This window comes from Micromonospora sp. NPDC049204 (assembly GCF_040647935.1).
In the GTDB taxonomy this organism is placed as follows: domain Bacteria; phylum Actinomycetota; class Actinomycetes; order Mycobacteriales; family Micromonosporaceae; genus Micromonospora.
This window is the reverse complement of record NZ_JBEZDC010000008.1, coordinates 1-17488: the sequence shown is the minus strand read 5'-3', so window position 1 is coordinate 17488 and position 17488 is coordinate 1. Positions and strand designations below refer to the sequence as shown.

At 67.1% G+C, this 17488-nt stretch carries 6 protein-coding genes; all 6 read left to right on the top strand.

What is annotated here, in order from left to right; all coding sequences use genetic code 11:
- Nucleotides 1–413: 413 nt before the first annotated feature.
- A complete protein-coding gene (locus AB0A90_RS16980) occupies nucleotides 414–1829 on the top strand; it encodes a cation:proton antiporter (RefSeq protein WP_357248765.1) in 1416 nt (471 codons plus the stop codon).
- 534 nt (nucleotides 1830–2363) lie between these two features.
- Nucleotides 2364–3494: an acyl-CoA dehydrogenase family protein gene (locus AB0A90_RS16975; protein ID WP_357248099.1), complete on the top strand. Its 1131-nt coding sequence runs from the start codon at nucleotides 2364–2366 to the stop codon at nucleotides 3492–3494.
- A complete protein-coding gene (locus tag AB0A90_RS16970) occupies nucleotides 3491–4981 on the top strand; it encodes an amino acid adenylation domain-containing protein (RefSeq protein WP_357248096.1) in 1491 nt (496 codons plus the stop codon). Before AB0A90_RS16975 ends, AB0A90_RS16970 begins: the two co-directional genes overlap by 4 nt.
- A gap of 121 nt (nucleotides 4982–5102) precedes the next feature.
- Complete coding sequence (locus AB0A90_RS16965) at nucleotides 5103–5489, top strand: acyl carrier protein (RefSeq protein ID WP_357248094.1); 387 nt, start codon at nucleotides 5103–5105, stop codon at nucleotides 5487–5489.
- A gap of 7 nt (nucleotides 5490–5496) precedes the next feature.
- Complete coding sequence (locus AB0A90_RS16960; protein ID WP_357248091.1) at nucleotides 5497–6843, top strand: NAD(P)/FAD-dependent oxidoreductase; 1347 nt, start codon at nucleotides 5497–5499, stop codon at nucleotides 6841–6843.
- Between the two features lie 319 nt (nucleotides 6844–7162).
- Nucleotides 7163–17488 (top strand): SDR family NAD(P)-dependent oxidoreductase (locus AB0A90_RS16955; protein ID WP_357248089.1); only part of this gene is annotated, 10326 nt, incomplete at its 3' end.

Here is a 17488-nt window from a genome sequence, read left to right as displayed (position 1 = left end):
CATCGATCAGGTTGGTCACGGGGTAGGACCGGGCTGTCGGAGGGGCGCAAGGCCACAGGGGAGGGCCTGGTGGATGACGTGAACGGGACCTGCGTAGGTCGATTGGTTGACAGATCCACACAAGGCGGGATGGGCGGCGGATGTGTTTTGAGCCCTCGCGGACCTGCCGCCGGCCAGTGTCAAGGCGATCGACAGCGGCCTAGGCGCGCTGCGGGCACAGTAGCTCGGTCGCGTCCTAGATGAACGGTGAGCGGCTATAGGGACTGATTCGACCCGCTTCCGCGCCCCGCCTTGGTTCGCGCCCCGGATTGGGTACCTGACGGTGCCGTCCGCTCAAATTCCTTCATCTGTTGCTTTCCTATCCCCATCTTCTTTGGGGATGGGTTGAGCCCTGCTTTAGGAGACCTCTCTTGGTGTTTGCCGCGCCTGTCGCCCCGGTTGCCGCCCACTATTTACTCGTCTTCCTTCTCCAAGTCAGTATCTTGCTCCTCCTCGCACTGCTGCTTGGCCGACTGGCCACTCGTTTTGGGATGCCAGCGGTCGTTGGGGAGCTGTGCACCGGGGTCCTGCTGGGTCCATCGCTATTGGACCATGTTGCACCCGGCGTTGCCGACTGGCTGTTGCCTAAAGATGCAGGGCAATTCCATCTGCTTGACGCGGTTGGGCAGATCGGGGTGTTGCTGCTGGTCGGAATCACAGGCACGGAGATAAACTTCGCACTGGTGCGACGTCGTGGAGCGACCGCTGCCCGTGTCAGTATCGGCGGATTCGTTGTGCCGTTGGGACTCGGCGTCGCCACCGGGTATCTCCTGCCTGCGTCATTCCTCGCTGACGAAGGTGATCGGACTGTATTCGCGCTGTTCCTCGGTGTGGCAATGTGCGTAAGTGCCATTCCGGTCATTGCGAAAACGCTGATGGACATGAACCTCATGCACCGCAATGTGGGTCAGCTCATTCTGTCCGCAGGCATGGTCGACGACGTGTTCGGCTGGCTGATGCTGTCGGTCGTGTCCGCGATGGCCACCACTGGTTTACGCGTGCAGCAGGTCGGCCTGTCCCTGCTGTACCTTCTCGTCGTCATCGGGTTCGCGGCGTTCATCGGGCGCCCCCTCGTGCGGTCGGCGCTGCGGCTCGCGGCACGATCTGCTGAGGCTGGACCGATCGTAGCGACGACCGTTGTCATCGTGTTGCTCGGTGCGGCCGCCACCCACGCGATGGGACTTGAGGCGGTGTTCGGCGCCTTCGTTGCGGGCATCCTCATCGGCGTGTGCGGCAGGACCATCCGCGACCGGACCGCGATCCCGGGCGTTGTCGACGCGCCGATCGGGGATCGCGTCCACAGTGGGGTCGACCTGGGAAGACTGGCCCCGCTGCGCACCGTGGTGCTGGGCGTGCTCGCCCCACTGTTCTTCGCCACCGCAGGGCTGCGGATGGACCTCACCGCTCTCGGTGACCCAGTCGTGCTAGCCGCCGCCGTTGTCGTGCTCTTGATCGCCATCCTCGGAAAGTTCGCCGGCGCGTACATCGGAGCCCGCGCCAGCAGGCTTACCCGCTGGGAGGCTCTGGCGCTCGGCTCAGGCATGAACGCGCGCGGTGTGATCGAGGTGATCGTGGCCATGGTGGGTCTACAACTCGGGGTGCTCAGTACAGCGGCGTACACGGTTATCGTGCTGGTCGCGATCGTGACGTCGCTGATGGCGCCACCAGCACTGCGCTTCACGATGCGACGGGTTGAGCACACGGCCGAGGAGCAGCTGCGTCAACGGACGCCGGGCGAGCCGGACGAGGACCGCCCAGTCGTACAAGGCGTTCAGAGTGAGGACCGGTGATCTGGCTCGATCACATCGTGCAGATCGCGTCTCGGCAGCAGCTAGGCAAGGCGGCGGGTCTACGGGGCGGAAATACATGGTCGGGCGGGCACGCCTCATGCTGCCCGGATCGACTGGTTTCGGTGCCGTTGTGCTGGTCCTCCCGTAAACGCCACCGTCGCACTGGATTTACCTGCTCGGGCCCGCCGCGCGCTCCGATGTCGAGGGCAACACATCGAAATCGGTCTTGACGCGCGACGGGTAACGCCAGTACCTTTTGATCACGATGACAGCGTGATCCACCACCAACATCGCCAGGTAACGATCATCTTTTGGCAGGGATGGTCGGTTCAGATTTCGGACGCGATCGGTTTCTGGCAACGAGCCAGCCCGCCGCAATCGCGTGCGGTCGTCCGATATGGACGTAAGGGAGCGAACTACGACGTTGTGGTCGTGACGCCAAGTTCCAGGAGCCGAGGGTCGTGGCTCCTGGCGGCGACGGGCCATATTGCTGCGGCCGATGTTCCGCTCTAACGGGGGAAGGCGTGACGGGCCTTGGACTTCGATATCTCCACCGCGCAAAAAAAGCGCTACGACGAGATTTTCGCCGCCGCGCGTGACCTAGGTCATGCCAGCGCCGGCGGCCATTTCACCCGCGAGGAGTGGCGGGCGGTGGCGTGTGTCGGTCTGACCGGGCTGTGCCTGCCGGCCGAGCACGGCGGGACAGGTCTCGGCGCGCTGGACACGGCGCTGTGTATCGAGGCATTTGGTCGCGGCTGTTCCGAGACAGGGCTGGTCTTTGCGGTCAGCGCGCACCTGCTGGCCTGCGCGGTGCCGATCCGGGACTTCGCTGCTGACGAGGTTCGGGGTCAGTTGTTGACCGGACTCAGTTCGGGCGAGCTGGTCGCGGCAAACGCGATGACCGAGGACGGGGCCGGCTCGGACGTGGGCCTGTTGACCGCCACCGCCGTCCGCGACGGCGACATGTACATCCTGGACGGCGAAAAGTCGTTTGCGAGCAACGGCCCCATGGCCGATGTGTTTGTGACCTACGCGGTCACTGATCCCGCCGGTGGATTCCTCGGCGTCACGGCCTTCGCTGTCCCACGCACCGCCGACGGCCTGAAGGTCGGGGACCCCTTCGAAAAAATGGGCCTTGGCAGCTGCCCAGCGTCGCGGGTGCGGTTCCAGAGCTGCCGGGTGCCGGCATCTCACCGGCTGGGGGAGGAAGGTCAGGGCAGCGCCATATTTCAGCACTCGATGGGCTGGGAACGCGCGTGCCTGTTCGCCGGTTACGTAGGCCTGATGGAGCGGCAGCTGCAGCAATGCGTCGAGCACGCCCGCTCACGTCGACAATTCGGCAGACCCATCGGCGAGTTCCAAGCAATCTCACACCGCATCGCGACCATGCGTCAGCGACTTGAAGCAAGCCGCTTGCTGCTGTACCGGGCATGTTGGCTGCTGGACCGCGGTCGTGACCACGTCGAGGCGGCGTCGCTGGCCAAGGTGGCCGTCTCCGAAGCAGCGGTCGCCAACAGTCTTGACGCGGTGCAGATCTTCGGCGGTTCCGGCTACCTCACCCCCACCGGGGTGGAGCAGCAGCTGCGCGACAGCGTGCCGAGCACAATTTTCTCCGGTACCAACGAGATCCAGCGGGAGATCATAGCCAGGGCGGTGGGGCTGTGAGCCTTCACCAACTCGTCATCGACGCCGCCGTGAAGGACCCAGACAACCTCGCCGTAGTGGGGCCGGACGGTGCATTGACGTACGGTTGCCTGGACCGCAGAGCCGACGCGTTGGCCGCCCGGCTGCGTGCCGTCGGTGTTGGGCGCGGCGACCGGGTCATCATCTGGGCGGACAAGTCCCCCACAATGGTCGTGGCGATGCAGGCCGTGCTGCGGATGGCCGCCGCGTACGTCCCCTGCGAGGGGACCACGCCGTCGGCGCGGGTGGCCACCATCGCCCGAGACTGCCAGGCGCGTGCTGTGCTCACCACACCGGAAGACATGGCACACGTCCGCGCCGCCCTCGGCGCCGATGTCATCTGCCTTCCTCTGACCGTCGAATTGACCGACCGAGCCGACCCGGTCAACCAGGCGGTAAACGACGACGACCTCGCGTACATCCTGTACACCTCGGGCTCGACAGGCACTCCAAAAGGCGTGTGCATCAGCCACGGCAACGCGCGCGCGTTCGTCGACTGGGTCGTTGACGAACTGCGGCCGGGTCCGCAGGACCGGTTCGCCAACCACGCACCACTGACCTTCGACCTGTCGGTGCTGGACCTCTACGCGGCGTTCGCCGCCGGCGCCTGCGTGCACCTGATCGCGGGGCAGTTGGCCTACGCACCCACCCAGCTCGTGGAGTTCCTCCACCGAGAAAAGATCAGCATCTGGTACTCCGTGCCCTCCGCCCTCGCCCTGATGATCCGCGACGGACGGCTGCTGGATGGCCCCCCACCTGGACCGTTACGCGCCGTCCTGTTCGCCGGCGAACCCTTTCCGATCACATACGTCCGGCGACTGGCGGGCTGGACCCCTGCGCGGCTGCTGAATCTCTACGGTCCGACCGAAACGAACGTATGCACCTTCCATGAGGTGGCACCGGACGACCTAGACCGGATCCTTCCCGTGCCGATCGGAAGGGCCACCTGCGGCGACCGGGTATGGGCTCAGCGACCTGACGGCGGGATCGCCGACCCAGGCCAGGAGGGCGAACTGGTCGTCGATGGACCGACCGTAATGCTCGGCTACTGGGGCCGCCCACGGCACCAGGGGCCATATCCCACCGGCGACATCGTGCGCGTACTGCCCGGCGACGTGTTCGAGTACGTCGGCCGACGCGACCAGATGGTCAAGGTGCGAGGTCATCGCATCGAACTCGGCGAAGTAGAGGCTGCTCTCACCGCCCACGGCGATGTCGCCGAGGCCGGCGTTGTCGTCGTCGGCGCAGGCATGGACGCCCAACTCACCGCGTTCGTGGTGCCACAGCCAGGTCGGCAGCCCGGGGTCCTGGCCCTCAAGGGGCACTGCGCCCTGCGGCTGCCCCGCTACATGCTGCCCGATCAGGTACGTCTGCTGGCCCGACTGCCACGCACCGGTAACGGCAAGCTCGACCGGGCCGGACTAACGACCCTCGCCTCCCAGCAGGCCGCACCGCCGGAGACCCGATGAACGCCCGCGAAGCGGCCATGGCCATCCCTGGGCGGGCGCCACCATGGTCGGTCGACTGGCGGCCCGGGTAGGAACAAGCCCGTTCCGTCCGTCCCGCCGTCGCTCACCCCGCGCAGCGAGCATGAAGCACAAGGCGACACCGGCCACGGATACGCCGCTACGCCCGGCCGGTTCCAGCGCCACAGGCAAAGCCGACAAGCAAACCCTGGGGAAGGGATACCAGATGACCGGTGACGACGTATCGGCTCGGATCACGGCCTATATACGAGAACGGTTTCTCGACGGGGACCCACAAGGTGAGCTGCGGGTGGACACCCCGCTGCTCGAATGGGGAGTCCTGAACTCGATGAACACGGCGTTGCTGTTGATGTTCATCCGGGAGGAACTCGGCACGCCCGTGCCGGCCAGGAACGTCAACGCCAAGTACTTCAAGAACATCGCCACCATCACTGCCATGGTGCTGGACCTGGCACGGGAGCAGCAGACGACCGGCGTGGGAACGGAGTGACTGTCGCATGAAGCCTGACTACGACGTTGTGATTATCGGTGGTGGGCCGGCAGGCTCATGCGCCGCTGCCTACCTGGTAAAAGGCGGCCTTTCCGTCGCACTGTTCGAGGGAGAGACTTTTCCCCGCGAGCACGTGGGGGAGTCGCTGGTTCCGGCAACCACCCGGGTGCTGAGCGAAATCGGCGCCATGCCGAAGGTCGACGCGGCGGGCTTCCCCCGCAAGTACGGCGCTGCCTGGACCTCGGCGGAGTCGCGTAACATCGTCACGAACGACTTCAGCAAGTTGGCGCATGACTTCGGGGCCGCGGAGATTCTGTTCAATGAACGGGATCAACCAGGCGTTGACCGTGACTACACCTATCACGTGGATCGCGGGCGGTTCGACCAAATCCTGCTCGACCACGCCGAGAGCCTTGGCGCGGCGGTGTCGCAGGGCACCCGCGTGCTGCGGGCCGACTTTGACAACCCAGACCGCGTGTCCGTCACTTGCCGTAATGCCTCCGGCGAATTCGACGTCTCGGCACGGATGCTGGTCGACGCCTCCGGTCGGCAGACGATGCTCGGCCGGCAGTTGAAGATTAAGGTACCGGATCCGGTCTTCGACCAATACGCCATTCACGCATGGTTCGAGGGCCTGGATCGGACGGCGCTGACCGTCAACACCGCCAAAGCCGACTACATCTACATCCATTTTCTCCCGATCAAGGACACCTGGGTCTGGCAGATCCCGATCACCGACACGATCACCAGCGTCGGGGTGGTGACCCAGAAGCATCGCTTCGCCTCGGCGAACACCGACCGCGAGAAGTTCTTCTGGGACTTTGTCGCCAGCCGTCCCGAGTTGGCCGACGCGCTGAAGCAGGCCAGCCAGGTACGGCCGTTCAAGGTCGAGGCCGACTACAGCTACGCAATGGAGCAGATCAGCGGCGACCGGTTCGTCATGATCGGCGACGCTGCCCGATTCGTCGACCCGATCTTCTCTAGCGGTGTGAGCGTGGCGATGGCCAGCGCCCGGTTCGCCAGCCAGGACATCATCGCTGCCCATGAAGCCGGCGACTTCTCCCGGGCCCGGTTCGCCAGCTTCGAACGAACCATCCGCAACGGCGTACGCAACTGGTACGAGTTCATTTCGGTGTACTACCGCCTGAACATCTTGTTCACCTCGTTCGTGCAGGACCCCCGTTACCGGCTGGACGTCGTCCGTCTTCTGCAGGGTGACCTGTACGACGAGGAGGAACCGAAGGTGCTGCGGGCCATGCGGGAAACGGTGACAGACGTGGAAAATGACCCCACTCACCTGTGGCACCCGTATCTGGGTACGCTGCGCGCCCCGACCGCAGCGCCCATGTTCTAGCCAGGCCGAGCCACATCTGGCTCGTTGCGCCGGCGCACGCACCAGCCCGTGTATGACGGGCGGCGGTCGGGCCGGTAGCGGTCAGAGCCGTGGCTACGGGTCTGGTTGGAAGTTGGCGCGCGCCGACGTCCGCAGGGGCATCGGTCAGCTCTCCACGACCAGCACACTTTCGGTGCCGGACCTGGTGTGACAGTCATGCCAGGTCCGGCATCCAAGACACCGAAGTAGGCAACCGACACGGCGGCGGCTACCCGCACGCCAGCCCGTCGACTCGTCCCCACCCTGGCCGGTCTCGTCCTTTCCGGGAGGCACACGCATCATGGCCACCCTCGCTGCTACACCATCGGCGACCGCTGAACCCATCGCCGTCGTCGGTATCGGCTGTCGATACCCCGGGAACGTGCGTGATCTGGACTCATTCGGCGCCATCCTGGCCGGTCCCGACAGTCTCGTCACCGATGTGCCCGCAGACAGGTGGGGACCGGAGTTCTCGGACCCGACGCGCTCCCGGCCAGGCACCACCTCCAGCCACGTGGGCACCTTTCTGGACGGCATCGACCGGTTCGACCCCGCGTATTTCGGTATCGCGCCCAGAGAGGCGGGCGCCCTCGATCCGCAGCAGCGGATGATCTTGCAGGTCGCTTGGGAAGCGATGAGCGACTCGGGCCGGCCTCGAGACGCCTGGGAAGCAACCCGCACCGCCACGTACGTCGGCATCCTGGCCAACGACTATGCCCTGCTGCACAGCAAGACGCTGGGAATCGCCGGGATCGGGCCGCACTACGCTCCCGGCACCGAGTTCAGCTTTGCTGCTGGTCGGCTGGCGCACGCCTTCGATCTGCGGGGTGCCGCAGCGGCTGTGGATACAGCCTGCTCCTCGTCGCTGTTCGCCGTGCAGATGGCCTGCCAGAGCCTGCGCAGCGGGGACAGCGACGTCGCCCTCGCCGGCGGCGTCAACCTGATGATCGCACCCGAGCTGAGCGTGTTCATGAGCCGGGTCGGGGCGATCTCCCCAACGGGCCGGTGTCGACCGTTCCACCCCGGCGCCGACGGGGTGATTCGCGGCGAGGGGTGCGGCTTCGTGGTCCTCAAACGGCTGTCCGACGCGGTCGCCGACCGCGACCGAATCTACGCCACCCTACGCGGGTGGGCGGTGAACCAGGACGGACACAGCCTGGGCGTCACCGCACCCAACGCGGCGGCGCAGATCGACCTACACCTGGCAGCCCTACGGCATGCCGGCCTCGGCCCGGACGACATCGACTTCGTCGAGGCCCACGGCACCGGAACCCCGCTGGGCGACCAAATGGAACTCCTCGCCCTCGCCGAGGCATACCAGACCCGGGCGCGGACAGCACCGCCGGTGCTGGTCGGTTCCAGCAAAGCGGTGTTCGGGCACACCGACGCGGCTGCCGGCGTGACCGGGTTACTCAAGGCGCTGTGGATCGTGAACGCCGCCCGCGTGCCTGGCCAACCCGACCTTGATCAGCTCACGTCGGCGGTGGATTGGGAAAGTGCCCGGATCGCCGTTCCAACGGTCGGTGTTGACCTGTCAGATTTGTTGCGGCCGGTCCGCGCCGGCGTGAGTTCCTTCGGCCTCAGCGGCACCAACGTGCACGTGATCGTCGAAGCCGCCCCTAATCACGAGCGTGTGGCCACCCCGCCGATGGGTCCCTACGTGCTACTGGCGTCGGCCACCCATGAGCAGGGCCTGGTGGAACAGATCGCGCTCACGCGGCAGCGAGTCCCCGACAACCGTGACGACCTGGCGGACCTGCAGGCATCGGCGGCGACCCGCCGCACCCACGAAACCCACCGTTTCGCCGCCGTCGCCGCTGGCCCCACCGAAATGCTCGCCGCGCTCGGCGACCCCTGCCAGCTACCTCAAGGCGCCTACACCGGGACTGTTGATCCCGGCAATGTGCCCCCACCGGTATTCGTCTACTCCGGGCAGGGGTCCCAGTGGGCAGGCATGGCCACCGACCTGTACGACACGGTGCCGCTCATCCGAGACACGCTCGACGAGTGTGACGCGCTGATCCGCGACCACGTTTCTTGGAGTCTCGTTGAAGAGCTTCGCCGGACCTCGGACACCGCACTGGATCGCACGGACATCACCCAGCCGGCGATCTTCGCCGTACAGGTCGCACTCACACGGTGGTTGGCTCAATTGGGGGTCCGGCCGGTGGCGGTCCTTGGGCACAGCGTCGGCGAGGTCGCCGCGGCCCACACCGCCGGTTGCCTGACGCTGGCCGACGCCGTCGCCCTGATCGTGCACCGCGGGCAGATCCTGCATGAGACCGCTGGTGCGGGCCGGATGCTGGCGGTGGACGCGGCACGAGCCGACGTCGAGGAGGTCTTGACGAACATCGGTGGCGGGGTCGTCGTTGCCGCGGTAAACGGGCCGGCCTCTGTGGTGGTGGCCGGGCCGGTCGAGGCCATCGACGCCGCGCATGCCGTCCTCATGCAGCGGGGTGTGCGGTGCAAGCGCCTCGAGTTGGACTACGCGTTCCACAGCCCGGTCGTGGCCGACTGCGGACCGCAGCTCGCCGCTGCGATCAGCACCCTGGCTTCCAGCCCGGCGGCGCTGCGGATGCTGTCCACCGTGCAACCGGACACCGACTTGGAGCAGGCCGATGCCACCTACTGGGGCCGCAACATCAGCCACCCAGTGCTCATGTGGCCAGCCATTGACCGGCTGCTGAGCAGCAGCGATCACACCCTTGTTGAGATCGGCGCCCATCCTGTCCTTACTCGCCCTCTGACCGAGGCGGTCCGCCACCGCGGCCGGAAGGGTCGGGTGCTCGCCACCCTTCGCCGTGGCGAACCCGGACCGCTCGGGCTGCGCAAGGCTCTGGCCCAATTGCACGTCGCCGGGGTCCCGGTCGATTGGGAAAAGGCCACTGGCCGGCCCAACCGGTACCGATCGCTACCGGTTCCGTCGTGGGCAGGCGAGCCGTACTGGCTGCCAGGGGTGCCGCGTGGCCGGCAAGACGGCGGTGCTGCACCAGCGCAGGTGAGGCTGAGCCTGCTCGACGCCTCAGGCGGCGTCATCACTGAGATGCTCGCCCAACCGACACCGGCCGCCGCGCCCGCTACGACACTTGGGGCCGCCCCTGCGCCGGCGGTCCCGTCCGTCCTGGCATCCACCGCAGCCCTGCCGGCCCCGACGGCGGCGGCCATCCCACCGGTCGCACCAGCTACCGTCGCACCACCTGCCGCTGCAGCTGAAGCAGCCACGCCGAGCCGGGGCGTGGTCGACGACGTGGACGCCATTGTCCGTATCGTCCTCGGCCTGCCTGACAGCGAGCTGCTGCCCCGCCGCCGTGGGCTGTTTGAGCAGGGCATGGACTCCTTGACTGCGGTGGAGTTGCGTACCCGTCTGGAGGCTGCGTTCGACCTCACGCTGCCGGCCACGGTCGTGTTCGAGCACCCCACCGTCGGCGCCCTTGCCGCGTACCTTTCCGAGCTGCTAGCGGCGCGGCCCGCGCCCGCCCTGACCACAACACCCGGCTCAGTCGAGGCGATAGGCGATGACGATGCCAACGCCCGAGCAGCAGCGGGTTATATCGAGGATTCTCGACCAGATGCCGACGCTGTCGCGGTGGTCGGAGTCGCCTGCCGATTGCCGGGGGCCGCCGATCCGGAGCAACTATGGCGGCTGCTGACCGAGGGCCGGCATGCCATCGGCGACCTGCCGGCCGACCGGCGTAATGATCCGATCTGGGCCGAGGCCGGACCGAACGTGCCCACTCGCGGCGGCTACCTCCCCGACGTCACCGGTTTCGACGCCGACTTTTTCCGCATCTCACCGCGGGAGGCCAGGTCGCTGGATCCGCAGCAACGGCTCATGCTCGAGGTCGCCTGGGAAGCCCTCGAGGACGCTGGTCACCCGGCCGTAGCCCTGCACGACCAACCTGTCGGGGTGTATCTCGGCTTGAACACCGCCGATTACCAGCAACTGTTGACCCGCGACATGCGCCAGGTGGACCATTTCTACGGCACCGGAACCTCGTTCGCCGCCACCGCCGGACGCCTGTCGTACTTCCTCGGCCTGCGCGGACCCAGCATCGCCGTCGACACCGCCTGCTCGGCGTCGTTGACCGCGGTCCACCTGGCCTGTCAAGGCCTGCGCGACGGCGACTGCGACATCGCAGTCGTCGGCGGCGCCAATGTGATCGTCGCCCCCACCGTGTCGGTGTCCATGTCCGCGGCCGCTGCCCTGGCGCCTGACGGGCGGTGCAAGACATTCGACGACGACGCCGACGGCTACGGCCGAGGTGAAGGCGCGGTCGCCCTTATCCTTAAGCCCTTGTCGGCGGCGACCCGCGACGGCGACCGCGTCTACGCCGTGCTGCGCGGCAGTGCGGTCAACCAGGACGGCGCCAGCGGCGGGATGACGGTGCCCAGCGCTGCCGCTCAGACCGCCGTCGTTCGGCAAGCCCTCCGTCGGGCAGGGTGGGAGCCGCACGAGGTCGACTATGTGGAGGCGCACGGCACCGGCACACCGCTGGGCGATCCGATCGAGGTGCGCGCGCTCGCCGCCGCTCTCGGGCCTGGCCGTAGCCCGGCCACACCTCTGCTGGTCGGCTCCGCCAAGGCGAACCTCGGGCATTTAGAGGCCGCGGCCGGCGCGGCCGGACTCCTCAAGGTCATCCTCGCCCTGCATCACGGCGAGATCCCACCCCACCCGATCAACAAGCCCTCGACCCGCATCGACTGGAACTTCCTGCCGATCACCCTCGCGGCCAGGCGGCAGGACTGGCCTCAACGGCATCGCCCGGCGAGGGCCGGGGTCAGCGCGTTCGGGTTCAGCGGGAGCAATGCCCATGTCCTGGTCGAACAGGTGCCGCAGCCGGCCACGCCAGCACCCGGACCCGGACCTGGCCGCACCATGCCATATGTGCTGCCGGTCACCGCCGCCACACCTACGGCGCTGGCCGCAGCCGCTGGCCGAATGGCCAACCAGCTTCGTGCCGGATCTGACGACCTCGATGACCTCGTTTACACAGCCGCGTTCCGCCGCTCCCGGCTTTCGCACCGACTTGCCGCCGTAGGGCAGACCGCCGCCGACCTAGCCGCAGCCCTCCAAATGGCAGCCGACGGCGCCACCGACCCTCGAGTGCGCGTCGGTCACGTCGTCGATGACGAGCCCACCCCAGTGGCGTTCTGGTACGGCCCGGATCTTCCTCCCACCGCACTGCGCATCCGACTGCTCGGGTCGGGCGAGTACCGCACCGCACTGGACACCTGCGCGCAGACGCTCTCCACCATCACCGGCACCAGCCACGACCTGAACACCGAACCACCGGTAGAGCTCCGTGCCGCGTACCTGTTCTGTTACCACGTCGCGGCGACCATGCTGTGGACCACGGTCGGGGTCCACGCCCACGCCGTCATCGGGCTTGGCGCGGGCCAGGTCAGCGCAGCCTGGGCTGCCGGCCAAATCACCACGACGGACGCGCTGCGGATCCTCACCCACCGTGACAGCGGCATGCAGCTGCGGCCCGGGCGGATACCCGTCCTGCCAGTCGAACACGTGCAGCCCGCCACCACCACCGACGAGCTGACACGCCGGCTGACCCCTGACCCCAACCCGCCCGTGAGCGGAACAGCCCTACAGAGCCTCACCGACAGGCTCGCTGATGCCGACCTCGACCGGGTCATCGACACCCTGCTCGGCGAACTGCCCCGCCCGCTCGGTAACCAGGTCGACATCGCGGTCAACGCCGACGACCCACTGCTTCGACTCGCGCTGACCGCGGCCGAACTGTTCGTTACCGGCGGCATACGCGCCGCTGCATCGGGATCGGGGCGGCGGCCGGTAACTCTGCCCGCCTACCCGTGGGAACACCGCCCGTACTGGTACCGGGAACACGTGAGCGGCTTCCTTTCGCTGACGCCGTGGGTACTGGCTGGGCCGAGCCGGGCGGCGGTGCGCGGACACGCGGACCGACTCAGTGGCTTTCTGAACGACCGGTCGGGCGTACGCCCGATCGACGTGACCGCGACCCTGGCGGGCAGGCCCATGTCGCATCCGTACCGCGCGGTGGTACTCGGCCGGGACCAGGCAGGCATGCTGGCCGGGTTGCACGGGCTGGCCCTCGGCAGCGCAGACGACCAGGTGGTCGAGGGTGCTGGCGTACCAGGGTCGCGACCGGTGCTGTTGTTCCCAGGTCAGGGCTCACAGTGGCACGGAATGGGCGCCGACCTGCTGAACCGTTCACCGGTCTTTGCCGCACAGATAGACGCCTGCGAGCAGGCGTTGGCACCATACATTGACTGGTCATTGCGAGACGTCCTCCGCGGTGCCCCCGAGGCGCCGTCCCTGGAACGGGTCGACGTAGTCCAACCAGCCCTGTTCGCGGTCATGGTGTCCCTCAGCGCGCTGTGGGCCTCCCACGGCATCACACCTGCCGCCGTTGTCGGACACTCGCAGGGCGAGATTGCCGCTGCCTATGTCGCAGGAGGGCTGTCGCTGCAGGATGCCGCTGCTGTCGTCGCCCTACGTAGCCGAGCCCTACGCGGACTTTCCGGACAGGGCGGCATGGCCTCGACAAGTCTCGATTTGAGCGAGACGCACCGGAGGCTGACCCCGTGGGCGGACCGCTTGTCGATCGCCGCGGTGAACGGCCCGCGCAGCATCGTCGTCTCCGGCGACGTGTCCGCCCTGGATGAATTCGTCACTGCCTGCGCCGCAGAGGGTGTTCAGGTCAAACGCATCGGCGTGGACTACGCCTCGCACAGTCTGCAGGTGGAGCAGGTCCGCGATCAGCTTCTAGCCGCTCTGGTCGGTATCGCTCCCCGCACCGGCACTATCCCTTTCTATTCCACAGTGACCGGGAAAATACTCGACACCGCCGAACTCGGAGCCCAGTACTGGTACGACAACTTGCGCCGCACCGTCCAATTCGAGGGGGCCACCCGGGTCCTGTTGACCCTCGGGCATCGCGTTTTTATCGAATGCAGCCCCCATCCCGTCCTGACCCTCGGCGTGGAACAGACCATCGACGGCAGCGACCAGCAGGCGGTGGCGATCGGAACGCTCCGCCGAGACGAGGGAAGCCTGGATCGGTTCACCACCTCCCTTGCTGAGGCGTTCGTCCAGGGTGTCGACGTGAATTGGCCTGCCACGTTCGCCGGATCCTCCGTCACCCATCTTGACCTTCCCGACAGCATCGTTGACCTCGCCCACGGTCCTGGGCCGGCATCGCCCGCCGAAACCACCTTCTGGCAGGCCGTCGAGCGGGAGGATCTGGCGGTCCTGTCCGCCACCCTTGGCGTCAACGGTGGCGACACCCGTTCTTCGCTGTCTGCCCTCCTGCCTCTTTTGTCGTCCTGGCGACGCGGCCAACACACCCGCACCACCCTAGATTCCTGGCGATACCGAGTAACATGGAAGCCGGTTTCGGCAGGAGGCACCGCCGCATCAGGAACCTGGCTGCTTGTCACACCCGAGCAGCATGATCAGGAGTGGGTGCACGCCACCACCCGAGCCCTCACCGATCACGGCATCACCGTTCGCCACCTCGCAGTCGACGCCGCAACCACCGACCGGGCGCAGCTGAGTAGCCAGCTCCACGACCTCACCGAGCACACCCCGGAATTGGACGGCGTGCTGTCACTGCTCGCCCTGGACGAGGCGCCACATCCGCAGCACCCCGCGACCCCCGCAGGCCTGGCCGCCACCGTCACCCTGCTGCAGGCACTCGGCGACACCCACGTCGATGCGCCGCTCTGGTGCGCCACAGCCGGGGCAGTAGCGGTGCGCCCACACGATAGGGTGGACAGGCCGATACAAGCCCAAATTTGGGGAATTGGCCGAGTCGCCGCTCTCGAACACCCGCACCGCTGGGGCGGACTCATCGACCTACCCGAACACGCCACCGCCGAGGACATCGCCCACCTGGCCGCCGCCCTACGAGGCATCGACGACGAAGACCAGCTAGCCCTCCGTCCAGGCGGAATCTATGTACGGCGACTAATCCGCGCCGCGTATCCGCACCCTGCACCGAACCAATGGCAGACCCGCGACACCGCCCTGATCACCGGCGGCACCGGCGGCGTCGGCGCCCACCTCGCCCGCTGGCTCGCCAGCGGCGGTGCCAGCCACATCGTGCTGACCAGCCGGCGAGGAACCGATGCACCCGGCGCAGCCGCCCTCGAGGCCGAACTAGCGCAGCACGGAGTCGGCGTCACCATCGCCGCATGCGACGTGGGCGACCGCGCCGCGCTCGCCGCACTCATCCGGCAAGTCGAAGCCGATGCCCCGCCCATCCGAACGGTGATACACGCCGCCGGCGTCGGACACTTCGGGGCCATCGACGACATCACCGCCGCCAACCTGAGTCACGCACTCGATGCGAAAGTCGCCGGTGCCGCGAACCTCGACAGTCTGTTCGACGACCAGCTCGACGCGTTCGTCCTCATCTCGTCCATCGCCGGCGTTTGGGGCAGCACCGCCCACGGCGCGTACGCGGCTGGCAACGCCTTCCTCGACGCGCTCGCCGAACACCGCCGCCACCGTGGCCTACCCGCCACCTCGGTTGCCTGGGGTGCCTGGGCTGGCGGCGGCATGACTCAAGGCGAAGGAGTCGAGCAACTCCGACGCAACGGCATCCTGCAAATGCCGGCGGATTTGGCCACCGCCGCGCTGCAAGAGGCACTTACCCACGACGAAACCGTTCTGACCATTGCCGACGTGGACTGGAACCTCTTCGCACCCACCTTCACCATGTCCCGGCCCCGGCCGCTGCTCAACGACCTGCCCGACGTCCGACAGATCCTCGCCTTCGACAAGACCGAATCACGCACGCCCCCAACCAACTCCGACCTCACACGACAGCTGGCCGAACTCAATCGAAACGAGCAGGACCAGACGCTGCTCGACCTGGTCCGCGCCCACGCCGCGTCGGTCCTCGGCCACCCCACCCCCGACACGGTGCTACCCGAGCGGGCGTTCCGTGATCTCGGCGGTGACTCCATTACCGCGGTGGAACTCCGCAACCGTCTGAACACGGCAACCGGACTGCGGCTACCGGCAACCCTCGCGTTTGACTATCCGACACCGGTCGCCATCGCCACCTACCTACGCGCCACGCTGGTTGGCGAGTCGGCCGCCGTCACGCCCTCGGTACCCCAACAGTCACGGCCCGACCTAACCGAAGGCGACGACCCAATCGCCATTGTGGGCATGGCATGCCGCTTCCCCGGTGGAGTGCAGTCCCCAGAGGACCTGTGGCGCCTGGTAACAGGCGAAGGCGACGCCATATCCCCGTTCCCCACCGACCGAGGTTGGGACGTCGACGGCCTGTACGACCCAGACCCAGACAGACTCGGAAAGACCTACGCCCGACACGGCGGATTCCTCCCCGACGTGGGCGAATTCGACGCAGCCCTGTTCGGGATCTCCCCACGCGAGGCCCTGGCCATGGACCCTCAACAGCGCCTCCTGCTGGAAACCGCGTGGCAAACCCTCGAACAGTCCGGCATCAACCCTATGGCCCTGCGCGGCACCCAGACCGGCGTCTTCGTCGGCGCCGTGGCCCCCGACTACGCCAGCGGCGCCCCCCAGGTACCGCACGTCGCCGAAGGCTATGCGGTTACGGGTAGTGCGGCGAGTGTGATTTCGGGGCGGTTGTCGTACACGTTTGGGTTGGAGGGCCCGGCGGTGACGGTGGATACGGCGTGTTCGTCGTCGTTGGTGGCGTTGCATTTGGCGGCGCAGGCGTTGCGGGCGGGTGAGTGCACGTTGGCTCTTGCTGGTGGGGTGTCGGTGATGTCGAGCCCGAAGGCGTTTGTGGAGTTCAGCCGGCAGCGGGGATTGTCCGCGGACGGCCGCTGCAAGCCGTTTTCGGCATCCGCCGACGGTTTCGGACCCGGCGAGGGCGTAGGTCTGTTTCTGGTGGAGCGGTTGTCTGACGCTCGCCGTAATGGTCATCCTGTGTTGGCGGTGGTGCGTGGTTCGGCGGTTAATCAGGACGGGGCGAGTAATGGTCTGACCGCACCGAACGGCCCGTCGCAGCAGCGGGTCATCCGCCAAGCCATAGCGAATGCCCACATGCAATTTGACCAGGTTGACATCATCGAGGCCCATGGCACCGGCACGACACTCGGCGATCCGATCGAGGCCCAAGCCATCATCGCTACTTATGGCCAGCACCGTCCTGCGAACCGTCCGGTGTGGCTCGGCTCGGTGAAGTCGAATATTGGTCATACGCAGGCGGCGGCGGGTGCCGCTGGTGTGATCAAGATGGTGGAGGCGATGCGGCATGGGGTGTTGCCGCGGACGTTGCATGTGGATTCGCCGTCGCCGCATGTGGATTGGTCTGCGGGTGCGGTGGAGTTGTTGACCGAGTCGCGGGTGTGGCCGGATCTGGGTCGTCCTCGGCGGGCTGGGATTTCGTCTTTTGGGATATCGGGGACGAATGCGCACGTGATTTTGGAGCAGGCGCCGCAGGTGGAGGTGAGTGGTCCGGGCGTCGGGGTTGATGGTGGGGGGTTGTTGCCGGTGGTGCCGTGGGTGTTGTCGGGGCATCGGGAGTCGGCGTTGCGGGGGCAGGCTGGTCGGTTGGTTGAGCGTGTGGCGGGTTCTGAGGTTGCTGTGGGGGATGTGGGTTTGTCGTTGGTGGTGGGTCGTGCGGTG

Bases quoted from the DNA above. Each gene is read 5' to 3' on its own strand.
- AB0A90_RS16960 (WP_357248091.1), top strand. From the start codon at position 5,497: ATGAAGCCTGACTACGACGTTGTGATTATCGGTGGTGGGCCGGCAGGC.
- AB0A90_RS16965 (WP_357248094.1), top strand. From the start codon at position 5,103: ATGAAGCACAAGGCGACACCGGCCACGGATACGCCGCTACGCCCGGCC.